This window comes from Coriobacteriia bacterium (assembly GCA_018368455.1).
Lineage (GTDB): Bacteria > Actinomycetota > Coriobacteriia > Coriobacteriales > UMGS124 > JAGZEG01.
In genome coordinates this window covers 156912-177006 of sequence record JAGZEG010000006.1, presented here as the reverse complement: position 1 = coordinate 177006, position 20095 = coordinate 156912, and the positions used below count along the sequence as shown (strand labels likewise).

Sequence of the window (20095 nt, the reverse complement as noted above, 5' to 3'; positions counted from 1 at the left end):
TTCACACGCCCGTCTCCCAATCCGCACAATCTGGCGACAATGCGGCGCCGCGGGCTGCCTTGCGGGGTGCTCTCCGGGCGCGGCGCGTTATGGGGGCGCCGGCTGTCGGGAGACGCATGAAACTCGCGGGTCGCATGGGCGCTCCGGGCCTCGGGGCAGACGTAGAATGGAGAGGTCTCGAGCAAGGGGGAGTCGAGGCACGCCGGGCAAAAGGGGCCCGGCCGGCGCGGGCGTTGACCCGCGCTTTGGGGAGGGTGCCGCCCGTAGTTGGGAGTGCACTCGCTAACAGGGGAAGGGGTTTGCTGTGACGCAAGAAACAAGGGGCAGCGAGGTCTCGCGGCGTTCGTTTGTCGGTGGTGCGGGGGCGCTTGCGGCGGCGGGCGTGATGAGCGTGGGGCTGGTTGGTGCTGTGGCCCAGGCAGCCGAGAAGAGCGCCGCTGCGGACGCTCCCTGGGACGAGGAGTTCGACGTCATCGTCGTGGGTTCCGGTGCGGCTGGCCACGCTGCGGCCATCGAGGCCGTGCGCGCCGGCGCATCCACGCTGTTGCTCGAGAAGACGGACATCGTCGGCGGCGATTCGATGGCGTGCGACGGCATTTTGGGCGGCTGGGGCACGAAGCTCGCAAAGGCGCAGGGCATCGACCTGACCGCCGATGAGACGTACGCTCTGTTCATGGCACATCCGGACTGGTATGGCCCGCACGACCCAGCCGTGGCCCGCGTTGCGGCCGATCGCTGTGGCGAGACGATCGACTGGATGGCTGAGCTGGGCGTTCCGTTTGAGGAAGACGTTTCCCCGCGCTTCAACTACACCGACCTGCCCGCCATCCACCAAGTCGTGGGCAAGGGCGCCGCGATGATGACGACCCTCGCCGACGTCGCCGTCAAGGAGGGCGTCGACGTACGCACGGGTACGCCCGTCACGCAGCTCGTCGTCGAGGGCGGCCGTGTCGTGGGCGTCGTTGCCGGGCCGGTTGACGCGCCTGTGCGCATCGCCGCCGCCGGGGGTGTTGTGCTCGCGACGGGCGGCTACGGTGCCAACGCAGGCCTACTCGTTGCTCTCGACCCCGAGAACGCGAACCTTATGCCGACGTCTGCCTCGGGCATGACCGGTGACGGCCTGGTCATGGGCCAGGCGATCGGTGCGCACGTCACGCGCACTGCCTACCAGCCGATGATGTACTCGCTGGGTGGTATGGGCACGAAGACGGTCGTGACGCTCGACTACACGGGGCGCCTGCACGGCATCCTGCTGGACGCGACGGGCAACCGCTTCTGCAACGAGGGCATGGAGTTCCTGAGCCGCGAGGTTCAGCGGGCGACGCTGCGCAAGCAAAACGAGCAGGGCGCGCCTGTCGTCTACCTCCTGCCGACTTCGGAGGCAATCGCGGAGCTCGCGGCTGCCCCGACGTTTGACTGGGTGCCGTTCGAGACGCCGGGCGAGGCGGCTGCGGCGCTCGGGCTCGATGCGGCGGCAGTCGATGCGACGGCGGAACGCTACGACGGCTTTGTTGCGGCGGGCGTTGATGAGGACTTCGGGCGCCCGGTTGACGACATGGTGCCGATGAGCGGCCCGTTCTACGCTGTCGCTGTCACGGTCATCACCAACGTCACGACGGGCGGCCTCAAGACGGACGCCGACGCGCGCGTTCTTCGTCTCAAGGCGCCGGGCGAGGAGGGCGACGCGTTCGTGCCGATCCCGGGCCTGTATGCGGCCGGCGAGGTGTGCGAGTGGAACGTCGCTGCGGGCTGGACGGTCTGCACTGCCGCGACGATGGGCCGCATCGCCGGTCAGAACGCTGCGGCCGGTAAGTAGGGCTTGCGGCCCCGGGGCGGAAGCGCTCTCTGCCCCGGGGCCGCTCTTTGCGCCTAGCGGGCGTCTGCGGCGGCGGATGCGTCGGCCGCGGAGCTGGCGCCGGTCTCGCCGCTATCGTCGACGAGGTGCGCGCCGCTCACGAGCAGGTTGGTGACCTTCTGCGTCAGGGCGTTCATCTTGGCGTACTCCATGCCGTACTGCGCGAGGTAGTTGTCGATGGCCTCGTCGGTCGTGGCGCCCAGGGCGCTGGCCAGGTACGCGCGGGCCTCGTCGTCGCTCACCGACAGACCGGCGTCGTCGGCCACGGCCTGGAACACGAGGAACTGGCGCGCGAGAGACTCGATGCTCGACGCGCTCTTCTCGATGAGGTCGGCCTCGTCGCTGGCGCCCATCATCTGCAGCATGTTCGCGAAGTCCATGCCGTAGGCGTTCGCCATGCCGCGGTAGTGCGCCACGTAGAACTTCGTCTGGGCGTCGAGCATCTCCTGCGGGATCCCGGAGACCTCGGCGGTGTTGAGCACGTAGCTCTGCACGTACGACGTCAGGTTGTTCTGGAGCAGCGAGTCCCTGACGCCGGTGCGCATGTCCTCGATGCTCGTCCAACCGTACGTCTTGCCCACCGTCGACGCCACCCACTCGTCGGTGACGTTGGGCAGGCTCGTCTCGGAGATGTAGTTGATCGTGACCGTGAACGTGGCGTCCTTGCCGTTGAGCTCGTCGACGCCGTACGTCTCGGGGAACGTGACCTCGATGTCGAACGTCTCGCCGGGCTTGTGGCCCACGAGCTGCTCGAGGAAGTCGTCGATGTACTGCGTGACGCCGATCGTGACCGTCGTGCCCTTGCCGCCGGTCGAGCCGCCGTCGAACTCCTGGCCGTCGATCTTGCCGACATAGTCGATGTTGACGGTGTCGCCGTCGGCCACGGCGCGGTCCGTGACCTCGTTCTGGACGCCGTACGAGGAGATGATGCTGTCGATCTGCTGCTGGACGTTGTCGTCGGTCGGCACGACCATGCTCTGGGGCACGGGGATGGCGGCGTAGTCAGCGGGCAGCGTCACGTAGCTCGCGGCGTCAAAGCCCGTCCAGCGTCCCGTGTCGTCGAGGTAGTCGCTGTAGGAGAAGTTGTCGACTATAGACGAGCTGTCGGCGCCGGCAGAGCCGTCGGCTGTCGAGGAAGAGGCACCGGCCTTGGCGGCGGCGTCGCGCATGCTCGAGGCGCTGGCGGCGGCAGGGCTCGTGGAAACCTCGCCGTCGGTCGAGCTAGAAGCTGCGTCCGAGCTCGCCGTGCTGCTTACGGACGCGGTGCTCGGCGACGCGGGGGCGTTCGTTTCGGAGGTGGTGCCGCAGCCGCCCAGCAGGGGCAGGGAAAGGGCGCCCGCAAGAAGGGCGGCGGCGATGCCCGAGCGGCACAGGATCGTGCGGCGGGACACGTGGGACGAAGACGTACGTGCCATGTATGATCTCCCTCAGAATCGGAATAAAGGCAGTAACCTGCCTATTCTACCCCTTTGGCCCTGAAACTCCTTTCAGCGTGAGGGTCGTGCCCGCAGACCCCTTTCTCCTCCGTGATTTTCCCGCGCCGCTCGGTGGGCGGTGCGCGCAAAGCCTACTTAGAAGCTACGCTATACAAGCGGAGGAGTCCGGCACGTGGCGCGGCGGCTACGTCGGAGCTTGTCGTGGGGCATGCCGGTACCTCCCGGAAAAGCGTCCACTGTATTGAGGGGAGCCAGACGACAATGGCAGAGGGTTGCGCGTGCACCGGTTCCGCGCTGACCGTCAAGGCGCAGGACGATATGTTCGTGGGCGGATCTGCCGCCCGCAAGATCACTGAGGACATCTACTGGGTGGGCGGCTCCGACAAGCGCCTCGCCCTGTTCGAGAACCACTACCCGCTCGAGCGCGGCGTCTCCTACAACTCGTACGTTGTCGTCGACGACAAGGTTGCGCTCATCGACACGGCTGACAAGGCCGTCGCCGGCCAGTTCTTCGAGAACGTCGACGCCGTGCTCAACGGCCGCGCCATCGACTACGTCGTCGTGAACCACATGGAGCCCGACCACAGCTATGCGCTCGGTCAGGTGCTCGCTCGCTACCCGCAGGCCAAGGTGCTGTGCTCGCCGCTGGCCGCCAAGTTCATCGGCCAGTTCTTCTCGGCCGCCGAGAAGGCGCGCTGCATCACGGTGCTCGAGGGCGACACCGTTGAGCTGGGCAAGCACGAGCTGAGCTTCATCGAGGCCCCGTGGGTGCACTGGCCCGAGGTCATGATGACGTACGACGCCGTGAGCGGCACGCTGTTCTCGGCCGACGCGTTCGGCACGTTCGGCGCGCTCGACGGCAACATCTACGCCGACCAGGTCAACTTCGCTGACGAGTGGCTCGACGACGCCCGCCGCTACTACTGCAACATCGTGGGCAAGTACGGCCCCTACGTGCAGGACGTCCTCAAGAAGGCCGCTGACCTGCAGCTCCAGCGCGTCTGCCCGGCCCACGGCCCCATCTGGCGCACGGACCTCGGCTGGTACATCAACAAGTACAACACGTGGAGCACGTACGAGCCCGAGGACAACGCCGTCGCTGTCTTCTGCGGCTCCATCTACGGCGGCACGGAGAACGCGGCCAACATCCTGGCGTCCAAGCTGTCCGCCGCCGGCGTGCGCGACGTCAAGGTGTACGACGTCTCGAAGACCGACGTCAGCTATCTCGTGGCCGAGGCGTTCCGCTGCAGCCACCTCGTGTTCGCCAGCGTCACGTACAACGACGGCATCTTCACGAAGATGCGCGACCTGCTCGAGGACCTGGCCGACCACCACATGCGCAACCGTCACGTCTCGTTCGTGCAGAACGGCACGTGGCACCCGCACTCGGGCGAGCTCATGCGCGAGCTCGTGGCCGACAAGATGCCCGGCATGACGATGGTGGGTGACGTCGTCACGGTGAAGAGCGCCGTCAACGACTGCGCCATCCAGCAGATCGACGCGCTGGCCGGCGCCATCGCCGCCTCGCTCAAGGGCGACGACTCGCAGGCCACGCAGCTCTCCGAGGCCGCCGTCGACACGGTGAGCGGCGCCACGGCGCACGCCCCGCACGCGCCGGCCACGCCCGAGCCGGAGCCCGCGCCCTCGAAGGCCGTGCAGGCTGACGGCTCCATCGACCCGTCGCAGCTCTCCGAGGCCGACAAGATCAAGCTCGTCATGGGCCTGCCGCTCGGCTCGCTCGGCGGCGACGGCACGCCCGAGAAGGCGGCGGCCAAGTACGTGGCGCCTGTCGAGGAGAAGCGCGAGGCCGCCAAGGTCGACGCCATCTCCGCGGCGACGTCCTGGTTCCCGACGATGCACCACTAGGCCGCTGGGCTCATACAGGCAGCAAAACAACGCGACCCCCGAAGGCCAATCGTACGGCCTTCGGGGGTCGCTCAGTCGAGAGCGCGCCCTTCGGAGGGGGAGCCGTTAGGCGTGCTACTCCTCGACCTCAAACACGGTGCTGGATGCCAGCGGCGAGACGGTGCCGTCCTCGGTGACGGCGCGCACGTCGAGCTTGAACGTGCCCGGCTGCTCGGCCACGTAGTCGAAGTTCCAATACACCCAGCTCTCAGTATCCGACGAGGACGTGTCGAACGACGTCCACGTCTGCCCGCCGTCCAGGGAGAACTCAACGGCCGTGACCTGGGTCCCGCAGTCGTCCGCGTAGCCCTCGAACGAGATCTGGTCGCCGACCTTGAACGTGTCGCGCACGGTGTTCATGACGCTGACCTTGGCGCGCTGGTCGGCATCGGGACCCTCGACCTCGGGCAGCACTTCCTGCGTCGACAGCTCGATGTCGGTGACGGCGCGGGTGAAGTACTTCGCGACCGTGTCGGGGATCCAGACCTGCAGGCGCTCGCCGTCGGAGAACGGCTGGCCGCCGACCTGGTACACGAGCAGAGCGTCCTTGTCCGTCACGTAGGACAGCGGCAGGGGCAGGCCGTAGCCGTCCTTGTCCTTGAACGTGATGGTGTTGGCCTCGGGCGCCACCTCGGTCATCGAGAGGATGTCGGAGACGCGGACACCCTGCACCTGGGCCATCGCGATGGCGGGGCTCATGCCGCACGTGCAGCGCATCTGCTGCGTCTCGGAGTCCATCTGCTCGATCTGGTCGAGGCCGACGGTGTAGACCTTCTTCACGTCGCCGCCGACGTTGAGGTAGTAGCACTCGTGCGACACCTCGTCGAAGGCGTATCCGGGCTTGGCGCACAGCGTCGTCGTCGCGGTGCCGAACAGGTTGAACACGTCGTCGCCGGGCGTGAGCACGTCCTGGGAGAACGAGAACGTGCCGTTGACGTTCGGGATCGTCGCGTACTCGACGGCGTCGCGCTGCACGACCTCGACGGGTGCCGGGGCCTCGTCGGCCATTGCGACGAGCGGGGCGGCAAGGCCTGTGCCCGCAAGAGCGATGCTCGCGCCCATGGTGCAGCTCAGGAGCTTCGTCCCAAGAGTGTTGTTCATGTCGTTACGCCTCCACGTCGCTCTTCGCGGTGACCATTACCTTCTGGGGGTCGACGCTGACCAGGCCGGACTCGGTCGTCGCCCGCACGATGAGCACGTAGCTGCCGTCGGACTCGGGCGTCCAGGTGAAGTGCCAGTACACCCACTGGCGCGGGTCGGTCTGGCCGAGGTCGAACGCGGTCCACGTCTCGCCGCCGTCCATGGAGAACTCGAGCTTCGTCACGGCCTCGTTAAAGGCGTCCGCGTAGCCCTCGAACGTGAACGGCACGCCGGTCTCAATGATCTTGCCCTCGGGGACCTTCAGCACGGTGGCGTTGGGCTTGTTCATGTAGGGGCCCTCGCCGTACGTGTTGAAGCCGTTCATCATCCAGCCGTCCCAGTTCTTCTCCTCGTTCGTCAGCGTGTAGCCCACGACCTGCTTCACGTTGGACTGGGCGTCGCACGCCTCGACCCAGTTGATGCACGGGCTGCCGGAGCTCACGTCGATGGGCTTGCCGCCGATCTCGTAGACGAGGTAGACGTCGCCGAACTTGTCCTCGGGCACGCCGCGGCTGCTGTGCGACATGGCGCTGTTCGTGTGGAACTCGCGGCGGTCGAACAGGACGCCGGTGATGTCCTCGCTCGGGCCGCCGGCCTTCTCGACGAGCCACGTGAGCGGGATGCCCGTGATCTCGACGTTGGAGATGCCGCCGCCACCGGGCATGTTGTCGACGCAGTGGATCTTCGACAGCTTCGTGACAACGGCGCCGTCGGCTTCGGCCTCAGCGATGAGGTCGCCGAGCTTCGCGGTGAACGGCTCGTTGACGAGGCCGTTCATGGTGATCTCCCAGTTGTAGACCGCGTCCTCGGGGAACGACTCGTCGAGCTTGTTCTTGCCCAGGATGGTGATCATGTGGTCGTAGTCGGAGTGGATCCAGTCGTACGTGTACATGTCCTCGGGCGCGACGACTGTGTCCTGGTCGAACTCGAACTCGCCCTGGACGTCGGCGACGTCAACGATGCCGTCGAGGTGGTCGTACTTCACGACGTCCCACAGCTCGACGCCGTTGCCGTTCTCCGTCATGTTGTGGCAACTGTTGCAGTTGCCGTTCATGGCGTCGAACGTCTCGCCGTTGCGCGTGCCGTAGTGGACGGCGTGCAACAGCGTGCCGAACTCGTAGCCGTCGTCGTCGCTGTGGCACAGCATGCACTGGTCGACGGTCGTCCAGCTGCCCAGCGCCTCGTTCCACACGGTCGGGTGCGCGTACTCCATGTTCGACAGCGTGTCGGCGAGGTCGATGTGGCAGGCACCGCAGCCGCGGTGGTCGGCGTCGAGATAGTAGTTGTTGTACGACATGCCGTTCTGGTACGGACGGTTCCAGTGGTAGCCCCGGTACTCGGTGGGCGTGCGCTGAACCTTCGTGCCGTCCTCGAGCGTGCGCACCTCGGGAGCGTACTCGGCGTTGATCTCGTCCTGACGCGCGTTGACCTCTGCGAGGTAGTCGAGTCCCCTCTCGTACTCCTCGGTGTCTTCGATGCTCGTGCGAAGGACGTCGTCCGATCCTGATCCCATTTCGGTGTTCGCGAGTGCGGTCCCGCTGACGAGCAGCGAGCCGGCGAGCATCGCAGAGACTATGGCGACCCTCTTCCTCATGCCCCTTCCCCTTTCTTTGTCCCCCTGCGCAAAGGCGCCTATGGCTCACCACCATACGGTGAGCGGTTATCCCGGCGTATCACCCAAATGTCCTATTTGCTGACCATTGGGGCTATACGCAGGCGTTTTGTCGCCTACAATGCCTGTGCGGGTGCATGGGCTGCGCGGGGTTGTGCATCAAGGGGCGCAGCACTGCGAAACGGGGGAGAGATGACGGCGGCGGGGGATGTGCGGGGGACGAATCGCCTGATGGGGTGGTTTTTGTCCGATCCGCTGGGACGTGCGGGCGGTGCCCTGATCGCGCTGTGCATGGGGCTGAACCTTGTGTGGTGCACGCTCATGGGCCACACGGACGGTTTCACGTCGCTGATGTGGGAGACGCGCCTCGAGGTGAACCCCCGCCTGTTCTTCCTGTTGGGCGTCGCCGTGGCTGGGCTGATCAGCGTGGCGGTGCCGGGCTGGCTGAGGCATGCCGACGCCGTGCTGCGCTTTGCCCTGCCTCTGCTCGGCCTTCTGGGTACGGCGTGCTTTGCCGTCCCCCATCGCTGGGGCGGCCACGATTTCTGCGTGCAGCTCGCCGTCGTCGGATTGCTTGCGACGGGCGTTGTCTACTTCTGGATTCCCGCCCGCTGCGTGCTCGTCACGATGCGAACGCGCGGCGCCGCGTCGGTGCTGGCGTGCCTGACGGGCGCGACGGCCGTCCGGCTGGTTGTGCCCCCGCTCGTGGGGGTGGCCGTCAGCCCGGACGTGCAAGTGGGCATCGCGATGGGGATGCCCGTGCTCGCCTGCGTTGCCTTCGAGCTCGCCTGCGTCTGCCTGCGGCGCGCCGCTGCTCGGGAGCGGGACGCGCGCGAGACGGTTGGGATGGGCGAGGGGAGTGCGGCGCAAGGCATCGAGAGCTTGCGCGCTCGCACGGTGTACGGCATCCCGCAGCGCTCCGACGTGCACGGCGCCGTGGCGGCGTCGCAGGCGGCGACGGCGTACCTGCTGATATTCATCGCGGGCGTCGTGCTGGCCGTGACGCGCAGCACCAGCGTGTTCGGCGAGTGGGGAGACGTGGACGGACATATTTCCGGCGTGCATTCGCTGCTGCTCGTGATTATCGTGCCGCTCGCGTGCACGGTCCTGTTCGCGTATGGCGTCGTAGGCAAGATGGCGCACCGGCCTCTCGCCGTGCGCTTTCAGCCCGCGCTGCTGCTGACGCTCGCCGGTCTGTTCGTGTCGGGCATCCAGCTCGCCCCTGGTGACGGCGGTGTTGTCTTGCTGCTCGTCATCGAGCAGGTGGGCGAGCTGTGGGCGCATCTGCTGTTCTGGCTCATCGTCGCCACGGCGCTCGACGTGGTCGGCCAACCATCCTATCGCGTCATCGGCGCAGGCGGGCTCGTGTACGGTCTGGGCTCTGCCGTGTGGATGACGCTGTTCGGGGAGGGCGAGGCGCGGCCGATGCTCGCCGCCCTGCTCGGCGTGTACGTCCTGGTCACGGTGCTGCTCAGCATTCTGAGCAGCCGCTTTCTGGGCGAGACCCCATTTGGACGCGCCACGGGACCGGTGGCTCCCGCGCTCGCGCCTGCCACTGCGCTTGCCGGCGGGACGAATGCGGCCCAGGATCCCGCTACTGTGGGCTCCATGCTGGACTTCTGCGCCGACCTCGCCGAGCGCTACGGCCTGTCGCCACGCGAGACGGAGGTATTCGTGCTCATGGTGCAGGGGCGCTCGCGCTCGTTCATCCAGGAGGAGCTGTCACTGTCGGGCAACACCGTGAAGACGCATGTCACGCACATCTACGCGAAGATGGGCATCCAGGGCCGCCAGGAGCTCATGGATCTCATCTGGCGGTAGGGCGGGCGTTTCCAAAAAAGCCTGGCAAAGTTAGTCCGATCTCTTGCATTCCGGCCATTACATGTGTACTATGTGAAATACAGAAAGTTACTTGACAGGATGCAAAGACATCCTGCAGAGGCTTTCTGGGCGTTCTTCCGTTGCTCGCATTGACGTGAAGAAAGGGGTGGTCGAGATGACGGGAACAAAGATCGCTCTCGACGAGGGCACTGAGCCCGGCAGTACGGCCGCCGTCGGCGGGGGTTTCCCGCTCTAACGAGATTCGCAGGCGGCGGCGAGATTTTCTCAGCGTGACCGCATGTTGCGCTTTTTAGCATTCCATCAGAGCATCTATCCCGCACTACGAGAGCAGCTGGCTGAATGGGAGCTGAGTCCAAAGTAAGATGATCGGTCTACCTCATGGTACCGAGCGCTAAAGAGGCGAGGGGCGGATCCCCTCAAACTGTCGTACGTTGACAGAGGTTGCACGTTGATATGCCTATGAGCGCGCGTCGCACGCGCTCGCGGGAGCCGGCAGCAGAACGGGTGCGCCGGCCCCCGCTTTTTGTTTGCGGGGTTTTAGGCGCGGGCTATGCGCTAGAGTGGCGGCAGATCTTTCGACCTGGGGAGCTGAGGCCCGATGCCGTGCTGCGACAACCGATTCTGCCGCTCGCTCGAGGATGCTGACCGCGCGGAGCTCTGCCGCATCTGTGCCCGCTCGCACTTCGAGAAAGACGCGCTCTTGCCGCAGGAGCCGTTCGAGGCGCATCTGATGCTCATCGTCTCCGGTGCCCTCACGACTATCAAGGCGGCCAACGGCAAGATGCAGTATCTCTACTGCTCGGGCGACATCATCGGGCACGAGTACCTGTTCAACGAGCGCCGCATCAAGTACACGGGCTATGGCCTGCTCCAGGCGTTTCGCGACCTCGAGGTCGCCTGGTTTCCGACGATGCGCCTGCGGGAGCTGTTTTACGAGCGTCCGGGTATCGCGCGGGCCCTCTACATGAACGTGTCGGTCATGGATAACCGCAAGGCATACTACCGCATTATGGTGTCGCTCGAGGACGCTTACCACGCTGTGCTCTACATGATGCTATACCTGCAGCGCCGCGGCATCTCGACGCCTAGTCACGCTGAGCTCGCCTTTCTCTGCGGCCTGAACCGTGTGACTGTCACACGCGTGCTCAAAGAGATCCTGCGTTCGGAGCCCTATGAGGACTTGCGGGAGTATATGGAAAGCGAGCTCGGGCGCCTGTCGTTTCCCGACTGACGCCAGTCCCGCCTCTTTTTGTAGCCCAGGCTACAGCCCGCTGGGGCCGGTAGCCTGGGCTACATCTTTGTCTCGACCCATTTCGTACTCTGCCTACCGCACTGCGAGGGAGGCTCTGCTCCGGCGTCCGAAAGGATGCAGGGGCGTGGTTGCCCATCGCGCGACACGAGCGAGTATGGAGGAGAGATGGGGGAGAGCGATACCCTGGCGCGCCCGTCGAGGCGCGCGTTTCTGAAGGGTGCGGGCGTTGTTGCGGGCGCCGGCCTGTTCGGTTCGGGCCTGTCCGTCTTTGACGCGAGCGCCTGGCTGGCGCCGGTGCAAGCATCGGCCGACGAGGCCCCGCAGGAGCGGGTCATCTGTACATACCACTCCGCGAACTGCGGCAACCGCTGCGCCATGAGGTGCACGGTGCGTGACGGCCGCCTTGTGCTCATCGAGCCAAACAAGTGGAGCGGGCCCGAGGCGGACCACTCCGTCTGCTGTCTCAAGGGCATCAGCGAGATCCAGCGTACGTACAGCCCCGACCGCATCCAGCGTCCGCTGCGACGCGTGGGGCCGCGTGGCTCGGACGAGTTCGAGGAGATCAGCTGGGACGAGGCCTACCGGACGATCGTCGACGCGTTTTCCAGGGCAAACGAGGAGTATGGCCCTGGCTCCATCCTGTTCGAGTACGGCTCTCCCGTCGAGTATCCCATGCCTAAGCTGCGCGCCTTTCTCGGCGCCTGCTCCGGCATGGTCGACGGCATCGACATGGGCCAGGGCAACGGCATGGACCTCACGACGGGCGAGCGTATGGTCGGCCTGCACATGCACGAGATCACGGACTGGCCCAACTCAAACCTGGTGCTGCTTGTGGGCAACAACTTCCTCGAGACGCAGATGACGGACGCAGACATCTTCTTCCGGGCTAAGGAGGCGGGCACGAAGTTCGTCTGCATCGACCCCATGTTCACGCCGACGGCCCAGCACTGCGACGCGTGGTACTCCATCCGCCCCGGTACGGACGCGGCCCTCTACCTGGGCATGGCGGCCGAGATCATCGAGCAGGGCTACTACGACGAGCAGTTCATCCTCGAGCACAGCACGTTCCCGTTCCTCATCGATCCCGACGACGGAACTCTGCTGAGGGAGAAGACCCCCTCCGAGGGCGATGACGCCGAGTCGAACCCCTTCCTTGTGTGGGACACGGTCACGAAGTCTGCGCGCCCGGCCAACGACGAGAAGGTCGTCCCGGCCCTCGAGGGGACGTACACGGTTGGCGGGAAGAGGTGCGCGACCGTATTCTCGCGGTTCAAGGAGGAGCTCGCCGAGGGAGACACCGTTGCGTGGGCGGCCGAGGAGACCGACATCGACGCCGACGTCATCCGCGAGCTCGCACGACAGTATGCCTGCGACGGCCCGGCCTTCCTCGCGACGGGGTTCGGCGGCATCGACAAGTTCTCCAACGCTGATATCGCGGGCCACGCTGCATCCATCCTGCCGGTTCTCACGGGAAACTTCGGTAACGTTGGTGGCGGGTACGGCTGCGTCAACACGCACCTGGCATGCCACGGCTGGACGCACGGCATCGGTGGCTGGCAACTGCCCGGGCAGTTTGCCGAGACACCCAACACCGTTCAGCCCGTGCTGTACAAGAGCGTCGAGAACAGCGTGCACGTCGTCGTGTGCATCGGCAACAACCTCTATACGGCCATGGGCAACTGGACGACCACGACGAAGTGGCTGGACACGCTCGACCTCGTCGTAACCGTCGACCCGCACTTCAACGACTCGGCGCGCTACTCCGACATCATCCTGCCGGGGACGGGCTGCTTCGAGAGCCGCGAGCCGTACCGCGGCGTCACGGGCACGAAGAACCACATGCTGCTGCAGCGCGCCGTCATCGAGCCGCTGTTCGAGTCCAAGACGGACTACGAGATCGAGCGCGACCTCTGCGAGCTGCTCGGATTTGCCGAGTACCTGCCCGAGAGCCGGGAGGCGGAGCTGCGCGCGGGCTTTGCCCAGGTTGAGGGTGACGAGGCTATGGCAGGCATCACGCTCGACACGCTGGTCGAGAACGACTCCATCATGCGCTTCGACGTGCCGACCGACGTATACGACAAGTACCGCGACCTCCAGTTCGCGACGGACTCGGGCCGGCTTGAGCCGTACCACGCCTCCATGGTGGCGGTGGACCAGGAGCTGCCTCACTACATCCCGCCTGTCGAGGCGTACCGCGACAACCCGCTCGCCGAGAAGTACCCGCTGCAGCTCGGCCAGAAGCACGGGCGGTATCGCGCCCACTCAATGTTCTCCAACTCGACGTGGATCAACCAGATCGAGCCTGCCGGCCTGGTGTACGTCTCCGTCGATGACGCGACGCAGCGAGGCATTGCAAGCGGTGATCGCGTGCGCGTCTTTAACGATCGCGGCTCCATGGAGGGCGTCGCCCGCGTGAGCGGCGCGGTCAGGCCCGGCTCGCTGCTCGTCAACGACGGCTGCTGGACGCGCGAGACGGGCGGACAGGGCATGCCCAACCTCATCAACGACGCGCTGAACGAGCGCGCGGCGCACCTGATTTACGGCGGGAACATGGCGCTGAACGACACGCTCGTCCAGGTCGAGAAGGCGTAGGGGGAAGACATGAGACTTGGAATGGTCATAGATCTCAAGCGGTGCATCGGGTGCCAGACGTGCATGATCAGCTGCAAGGTCAGCAACCGCGTGCCGCAGGGCATGTTCTGGAACCGCGTGGAGAGCACGGCGGAGGATTGCTACGACGGTGCCGTTGGCTCCTGGCCACACCTCAGCAGGACGTATACGCCCATCGCCTGCCAGCACTGCGAGAACCCTGCGTGTGAGCGGGTGTGCCCGACGGGCGCCACTTACGTTGATGACGAGGGGCGCGTCGAGATCGACTATGACCGTTGTATCGGGTGCCGCATGTGCATGGCGGCGTGCCCGTACAACGCGCGCCAGTTCAACTGGTCTGACCCGGCGTATGACCCCGAGTTCGCCTACGGGCGCTCCGACGTGCCCGTTCGACCGCAGGGCGTTGCCGAGAAGTGCACGCTGTGCCGGGAGCGCACCGCCCGGGGCGAACAGCCGATGTGCGTGAGTACCTGCCTGGGACACGCCCGCGTTTTCGGTGACCTCGACGATCCCGACAGCGAGGTGTCTCGCCTGCTCGCGGCGAACAACGCCGTGCAGCTTCTGCCCGAGATGGGGACGAACCCCCACGTCTACTACCTGATGTAAGGATGGGTGCTCATGAATCGCGCATCTCTGGGGAGCAAGACGCTTATGGGTGTCTGCGCGCTCCTGACGCTCATGGCGTTTGGAGCGTGGGTGTTCCAGCAGGTGAACGGCCTGTCCGTCACGGGCATGTCCAACGTCACCTCGTGGGGCCTCTACATCGTCTGCTTCATGTTCTTCGTGGGCCTCTCTGCTGGCGGCCTGATCGTGGCCTCGTCTGCAACGGTGTTCCACATCGAGCGCTTTAAGAGCGTCGCGCTGCCCGCCGTCATCCTCTCGACGGTCTGTATCTGCCTGGCTGGGGCGTTTGTTCTCATCGACCTCGGCGGCATCCAGCGCGTGTGGCGCATGTTTACGGGGCTCAACGTGCGCTCGCCGCTGGCCTGGGACATGGTCGTCATCGTTTGCTACCTCACGATCAATGTCATCTACCTGTACTTCATGTGCGCTCCGCGCGCCAGACGCGACAACGTCAGGTACGTCTCGCGCGTCGCTCTGCCGGTGGCCATCCTCGTCCACACGGTCACGGCGTGGATATTCGGCCTGCAAATCAGCCACGAGGGCTGGCACTCGGCCATCATGGGCCCGCTGTTCGTCGTGTCTGCCATGGACTCGGGACTGGCGCTGCTCATCCTCGTGTTGCTCGGCCTCGAGAGGCGCGGCGCGTTCCACACGGAGAAGGCGCTCATCTCCTCGCTCGCCGGTCTCATGGTCACGTGCCTTGCTGTCGATGCGTACATGATCGGCTGCGAGCTGCTGACGACGGGCTATCCCGGAGGTGAGGGCTTCGAGCGCATCCTGTCCGTCATGCTGAGCGGGCAGACGGCCCCGTTCTTCTGGTTCGAGGTCATCGCGGGCATCCTGGTCCCGTTCTGTATCCTCGTGTTCAAGCGCGGCCGCGAGAACACGGCGCTGGTTGCTCTGTCGAGCGTGCTCATCGTCTGTGGCGTGTTCTGCAAGCGCGTTTGGCTGCTGTTCACGTCGTTCGTGCATCCGAACCTTTCTGGCGCGCCGGGCGTGTCGCTGGGAACGACGGTGGCTCAGGGCGGCGACGCGTGGGCGGTGTTCGCCACGGTAGGGACGTATGCCCCGACGTGGGTGGAGCTTGCCGTTGTCGTTGGCGCCGTGGCGTTTGGTGTGCTGGCGTTCACACTGCTGGCGCGCTGGCTGCTGCCCAAGGCGCGCTAGGGGGCGATCGCTATGTCAGTCGTGTTGCAAGCAGCGGGTGCGAGGGATGTCGTGACGTGCAATAGGCTTGCCCAGGCCTACGCGTTTCTGGGCAACTCGCTGCTGAGTCCCATAAGCGAGACGGGTACATACGGTCTGGATGTCGAGCTTTGGGATCGCTTGCGCGCGCTTGACGATCGCGAGGTCAGCGAGGCTGTGGACGCGATGGTCGCGTTTCTCGAGCGCCATGCGGGGCACGACGTCTCCGAGCTCGTCCGGGAGTGCTCCGTCGAGCACGCCTGGCTGTTCGTTGGGCCGCCGCGACCCCACGTGTACCCTTGGGAGACGCTGGCGCGCTCCGGGGGCGCGGGCCCGGCGTTCGGCTTGCCGGCTCGGTGCCTTGCCGAGCTCATGCGCGAGGACGGGCTGGTGCTGGCGCAGGCAAATCGACAGGCTGAGGATCACATGGGCGTCGAGCTGCTCTACCTGTCAGTGCTGAGCGAGCGTATGGCTCGCTGCCTCGAAGAGGACGATTCGCGGGGTGCCGAGCGGGCTGCGGGACGCCTTCGGGTTCTGCTTGACGGGCACATCCTCGGATGGATCGGCGCGTTTGTGCAGCAGGTTTGCCAGGAGCGTCCCGATGGGTATTATGCGCCGCTCGTGCGCGTTGCCCAGACGCTTGTAGAGAAGCATCGCTCGCTACTGGTGTAACGGGGCGTTTGGGGGCTGCCCGGCGGGCGCAGGCTACCTGCCGGGCGGAGGCTCCTCAGGGGTTGGGCCGCGCGCTCTGATTTGGGATGTGGGCCGCGCGCGGGCGCGGGGCCGGGCCCCGGCCTCCCGGTTCTCGGGATCTTGAACCTCGGGACCCTGAGCCTCCGGATCTCTGGCCAGGTCAATTGTTGCGGTTGTGCGAGGTTTTGCAAAACCCGGGGCTGGAAATGGGCGCGGATTGCGGTTGTGCTAGGTTTGCGCGGCTCTTTCGCGTGCGTGGCGAGGGGATCGTGGAGCCCGCAACCTCCCTACCTGCGGGTTTCTCTGGGCGTCCTGCGCATGCACGGCACATCCGGGTCCGCAAACCTTGCAGAGCCGTAAATTGGGGCCAGTTTCGGTGCCTCTTTTTGCAAAACCTAGCAGAACCGAAAATCAAGGCCACCAGAAAGGCGGCTATCCCCAGCGCCGGCCCCGCGCGTGGCTTGGGACAGCCGAGTCCGCACCTGCGCCTGGTCAAGCGCGGCACAAAAAGCCCCCGCCACCCAGCAGGCGCGGGTGGCGGGGGCTTGGGGAATGCCCTTGGAATCCTGCAGCGCTTTTACGCGAGCGGGCGCTCGGTGGCGGTGCTCAGCGGCTCCTCCTTCTCGGAGCCGAACGCGGTCTCAGCGCGCTTCTTGAAGCAGCTCACGGCGATGATGACGCCGAGCACGAGCAGAAGCACGCCAAAGATGAGCTGCAGCCCCTGCTTGAGGAAGCTGAAGTCCGCCGTCCCGATCGTCGGCACGATGCCGATGAGGATGCTCACGAGCGACACGAACACGACGACGAGCATGAAGCACGCCGGGATGACGAGCATGAGGCCCTTGCGGCCCGTGGCCTTGAGGAACACGGACAGCGCGATGAGCACCATGGCGGCAAGCAGCTGGTTAGCGGAGCCGAACAGCGCCCAGATGTTGTTGTAGCCGCCCAGGGCCAGCAGGAAGCCCGGCACAAGCACGAGCAGCGTGGCGACCCAGCGGCTGCCCAGGAAGCGGCGCACGGGGTTGACGTCGGAGCCGTCGGCCTTCTCGCCGAGGAACAGCTCCTGGAAGCTCATGGCGCCGATGCGGGCCACGGCGTCCAGCGAGGACAGGGCGAGCGTCGACACGGCCATCGTCATGAAGACCTGCGAGAACACGACGGGCAGGCCGAGCTGCTCCATGAACGACGCGACGGACGTGGAGAACACGCTGAACGGCGTGCCTGTGCCGACCTCCGAGTAGTCGCCGCCGGCGGTGGCAACGGCCGCGACGCAGATGAGCGCCAGCGTGGCCACGACGCACTCGAGCACCATGGAGCCGTAACCCACGGGCAGCATGTCGCGCTCGTTGGCGATGGTCTTCGACGACGTGCCCGTGCTCACGAGGCTGTGGAAGCCCGACACGGCGCCGCACGCAATGGTGACGAACAGCACGGGGAACAGCATCTTGGCGCTCGAGCCCTCGCCGAGCACGAAGCCGTTGAACATGTTGAGCTGCAGCGTCGGGTTGTACACGACGACGCCGACGAACGCGAACACGATCATGCCGATCAGCACGATGAAGCACAGGTAGTCACGCGGCTGCTTGAGGTAGGTCATGGGCACGCACGACGCGAAGAACAGGTACACCATGATGGCGATGTCCCACGTGATCTTGTTCGGCGTCTCGATGGGGAACACCATGCCCACGGCAAACGACGCGACGAACAGCACCATGGCGACGAGGAACTTCACGATGCCACGCAGCTGCAGACGCGCGCAGGCGATGCCCATGATGACGGCCGCGACGATGAACGCGATGTTGATCGTGGCCGTGGCGCCGTTGGCGTATGTCGTGGCGTCGTCGCCGGCCTTGGAGACGAACGTGCCGGCCACCATGTCCGTGAACGCGGCGACGACGAGCATCGTGAACAGCCAGCAGAACAGCAGGAACAGACGGCGGCCGTAGCGGCCGATGTACTTCTCGATGAGCAGGCCCATCGACTTGCCCTGGTTGCGCACCGAGGCGTACAGCGCGGTGAAGTCCTGCACGGCGCCGAAGAAGATGCCGCCGACGAGGATCCACAGGAACGCGGGCAACCAGCCGAACACGCAGGCGATGATGGGGCCGGTCACAGGGCCGGCGCCGCAGATGGACGAGAACTGGTGCGCGAACACGGACAGGCGGTCGGAGGGCGCATAGTCCTTGCCATCCTCAAACTGCTTGGCGGGCGTGAGCGCCTTGGGGTCGATGCCCCATGTCTTCTGCAGCCACCGGCCGTACAGAAGATAGCCGGCGGCGAGCACGACGACGGCGATGATGAGCAGTGTCAAGCCATTCATGGAGCTGATCGACCTTCTTTCTTGAGAAGCCTGTGGAACGTTGGCGGAAAACTCTAGCACGCAGAGCTCCATATGCGCAGGGGCATCCGGAAGTTTTTTCCTTCCGGATGCCCCCTCTTTTTTCAAAGATTAAGGTAGGTGGCGGAGAGCCCAACAGAAAGGTCGCGTGGGATACCTGCAGGACGTGGGCCAGCGGCAATTTGCCTGCTAGTCGATGACGACGGCCGTTCCCGACGCCGTGACCATGAGCATGCCGTTGTCCGTACCGAGCACCTCGTAGTCGATGTCGACGCCCACGACGGCGTTGGCGCCGCGATCCGCCGCGCGGTTCTGCATCTCGGCGAGCGCCTCTTCGCGGGCATCGGACAGCTCCTTCTCGTAGCCTGCCGAGCGGCCGCCGACGAGGTTGCGCACGCCGGCGAACATGTCGCGGAACATATTGACGCCGGTGATGACCTCGCCGAACACGATGCCCTCGTAGCGGACGATGCGGTGGCCTTCGACGCTTGCGGTGGTGGTGACAACCATGGGAGTTCCTTTCGGTGGGGGAGGGACGCGGGCAGCGCCCACTATTTAGTATAGACGGCGCCGTGCGGGCTCTCAGATTCTTGGCAGCTTGCTTAAAGCGCGGCTCTGCTACAGCGGACGCCCGAACGCAACGGCCGTCTCGTCGGGCCCGAGCTGCTGGCCCTCGTAGTTGATGCCGCGTGTGAGCTCGCAGGCGGGCGTGCCGTCGAGCAGGCCGCTCAGCAGCAGGCGGTACAGCCTCTGGGCGGTGTCGAAGCGGTCGCGGAAGCTGTCCGTGTTCGTCGCGGCGGGGTCGTCGGCGGGCAGGAACGGGTTGGTCCATGGCCGGTGTCCGGGGTTCATCGAGGCGCACGTCTCGTCGAGGTCGCTGCGGTGCGCCAGCGCCTCCATCTGCGAGTGCGGCCGGGCGCGGCGCTCAAGCGTGCCGATGCCGCGCGAGCGCAGCGACCCCGCCGGCTCGATCGTCCGGTAGCACAGACGCATGTCGGCCAGGCCTCCCGCGTAGTCGCCTGGTCGCAGCGGCAGGCTGAACACGCTCAGCGCGCAGTCGGCGAGCAGCGCGCCGCCGGCCCGCTCGGCCTCGACGTCGCCCTCGATGGCGCTGACGGGAGCGACCTGCGCTGTCGTGGTCCCGCGCAGCGCGTGCAGCATGCCGGCGTCGATGTCGCTCTCGATGAGGGCGTGCACCTCGTGGTAGGCGTCGTGCAGCTCGGGGCTGTCGTCGCACAGGGCGAACTCGTGAGCGTATACGTAGGGGTGTGCCGTGCGGTCGAGCGCGTAGTGGCCGAGCAGGCCGCACACGAACGCGAGCCCTGTGTCGCGCGCGCCCATGGGCAGGCGTGACACGCCGGCGCGCAGAGTGTCGAAGCACGCGGCCATGCGCTCGTTGTGCATGCGGTGGCCCATCTCGCGCACGACGGAGCCGCGCGGTGTCGTGACGGCGAAGAAGAACGGGTCGGGCCCTTGGTTGCCCAGCAGGAATGCTGTGCGCTGCGATGCAGTGGCGCGCAGGTGCTCGGGAAGCGCGGGCAGCGCCTCCTCGCCGAACAGGCGGTGCGTGATGAGTGCGGGCATAGGTGCCTCGTTTCGCTGA

Annotated in this window: 14 protein-coding genes; 8 read left to right on the top strand and 6 right to left on the bottom strand. The window is 65.9% G+C overall.

Annotated features, from left to right (window positions below):
- Nucleotides 1–385 precede the first annotated feature (385 nt).
- Complete coding sequence (locus KHZ24_05495) at nt 386–1816, top strand: FAD-dependent oxidoreductase (GenBank protein MBS5450651.1); 1431 nt, start codon at nt 386–388, stop codon at nt 1814–1816.
- Between the two features lie 53 nt (nt 1817–1869).
- Here the strand turns inward: KHZ24_05495 and KHZ24_05490 are convergent, their stop codons facing one another.
- Entirely contained in the window at nt 1870–3270 is a 1401-nt protein-coding gene (locus KHZ24_05490) for an FKBP-type peptidyl-prolyl cis-trans isomerase (protein MBS5450650.1), read from the bottom strand.
- 339 nt (nt 3271–3609) lie between these two features.
- Between KHZ24_05490 and KHZ24_05485 the strand changes: the two genes are divergently transcribed.
- Nucleotides 3610–5157: an FprA family A-type flavoprotein gene (locus KHZ24_05485; GenBank protein MBS5450649.1), complete on the top strand. Its 1548-nt coding sequence runs from the start codon at nt 3610–3612 to the stop codon at nt 5155–5157.
- A gap of 114 nt (nt 5158–5271) precedes the next feature.
- On the opposite strand, the gene KHZ24_05480 is transcribed toward KHZ24_05485, so the two are convergent.
- Together KHZ24_05480 and KHZ24_05475 are read right to left on the bottom strand one after the other, a co-directional pair.
- Nucleotides 5272–6297: a molybdopterin-dependent oxidoreductase gene (locus KHZ24_05480; GenBank protein ID MBS5450648.1), complete on the bottom strand. Its 1026-nt coding sequence runs from the start codon at nt 6295–6297 to the stop codon at nt 5272–5274.
- A 4-nt stretch (nt 6298–6301) separates the two neighbouring features.
- Nucleotides 6302–7930, bottom strand: coding sequence for a molybdopterin-dependent oxidoreductase (locus KHZ24_05475; GenBank protein MBS5450647.1), 1629 nt, complete (start codon nt 7928–7930; stop codon nt 6302–6304).
- 249 nt (nt 7931–8179) lie between these two features.
- Between KHZ24_05475 and KHZ24_05470 the strand changes: the two genes are divergently transcribed.
- The 6 genes from KHZ24_05470 (at nt 8180) to KHZ24_05445 (ending at nt 16133) form a co-directional block, all read left to right on the top strand.
- The gene (locus tag KHZ24_05470) at nt 8180–9769 is read left to right on the top strand and encodes a helix-turn-helix transcriptional regulator (GenBank protein MBS5450646.1); all 1590 of its coding nucleotides are present in this window, start codon (nt 8180–8182) and stop codon (nt 9767–9769) included.
- Between the two features lie 619 nt (nt 9770–10388).
- Nucleotides 10389–11021, top strand: a complete 633-nt coding sequence (locus tag KHZ24_05465) for a cyclic nucleotide-binding domain-containing protein (GenBank protein MBS5450645.1) — start codon at nt 10389–10391, stop codon at nt 11019–11021.
- A gap of 186 nt (nt 11022–11207) precedes the next feature.
- On the top strand, nt 11208–13634 hold the full coding sequence (locus tag KHZ24_05460; protein ID MBS5450644.1) for a molybdopterin-dependent oxidoreductase: 2427 nt from the start codon (nt 11208–11210) through the stop codon (nt 13632–13634).
- A 9-nt stretch (nt 13635–13643) separates the two neighbouring features.
- Nucleotides 13644–14258: a 4Fe-4S dicluster domain-containing protein gene (locus KHZ24_05455; GenBank protein MBS5450643.1), complete on the top strand. Its 615-nt coding sequence runs from the start codon at nt 13644–13646 to the stop codon at nt 14256–14258.
- Between the two features lie 45 nt (nt 14259–14303).
- Nucleotides 14304–15443 carry a polysulfide reductase NrfD gene (nrfD, locus tag KHZ24_05450; protein MBS5450642.1) on the top strand — a complete coding sequence of 380 codons (1140 nt, stop codon included), beginning with the start codon at nt 14304–14306 and terminating at the stop codon, nt 15441–15443.
- Between the two features lie 12 nt (nt 15444–15455).
- The gene (locus KHZ24_05445) at nt 15456–16133 is read left to right on the top strand and encodes a molecular chaperone TorD family protein (GenBank protein MBS5450641.1); all 678 of its coding nucleotides are present in this window, start codon (nt 15456–15458) and stop codon (nt 16131–16133) included.
- Between the two features lie 598 nt (nt 16134–16731).
- On the opposite strand, the gene KHZ24_05440 is transcribed toward KHZ24_05445, so the two are convergent.
- The 3 genes from KHZ24_05440 to KHZ24_05430 all read right to left on the bottom strand — a co-directional run bounded on the left by KHZ24_05440 (nt 16732) and on the right by KHZ24_05430 (nt 20076).
- Nucleotides 16732–18474, bottom strand: coding sequence for a carbon starvation protein A (locus KHZ24_05440; protein ID MBS5450640.1), 1743 nt, complete (start codon nt 18472–18474; stop codon nt 16732–16734).
- Nucleotides 18475–18681: 207 nt separating this feature from the next.
- On the bottom strand, nt 18682–19002 hold the full coding sequence (locus KHZ24_05435; GenBank protein MBS5450639.1) for a putative heavy metal-binding protein: 321 nt from the start codon (nt 19000–19002) through the stop codon (nt 18682–18684).
- A gap of 108 nt (nt 19003–19110) precedes the next feature.
- Nucleotides 19111–20076 (bottom strand): zinc dependent phospholipase C family protein, encoded by a 966-nt coding sequence (locus KHZ24_05430; protein ID MBS5450638.1) that lies wholly within the window; start codon nt 20074–20076, stop codon nt 19111–19113.
- Between the last annotated feature and the right edge of the window lie 19 nt (nt 20077–20095).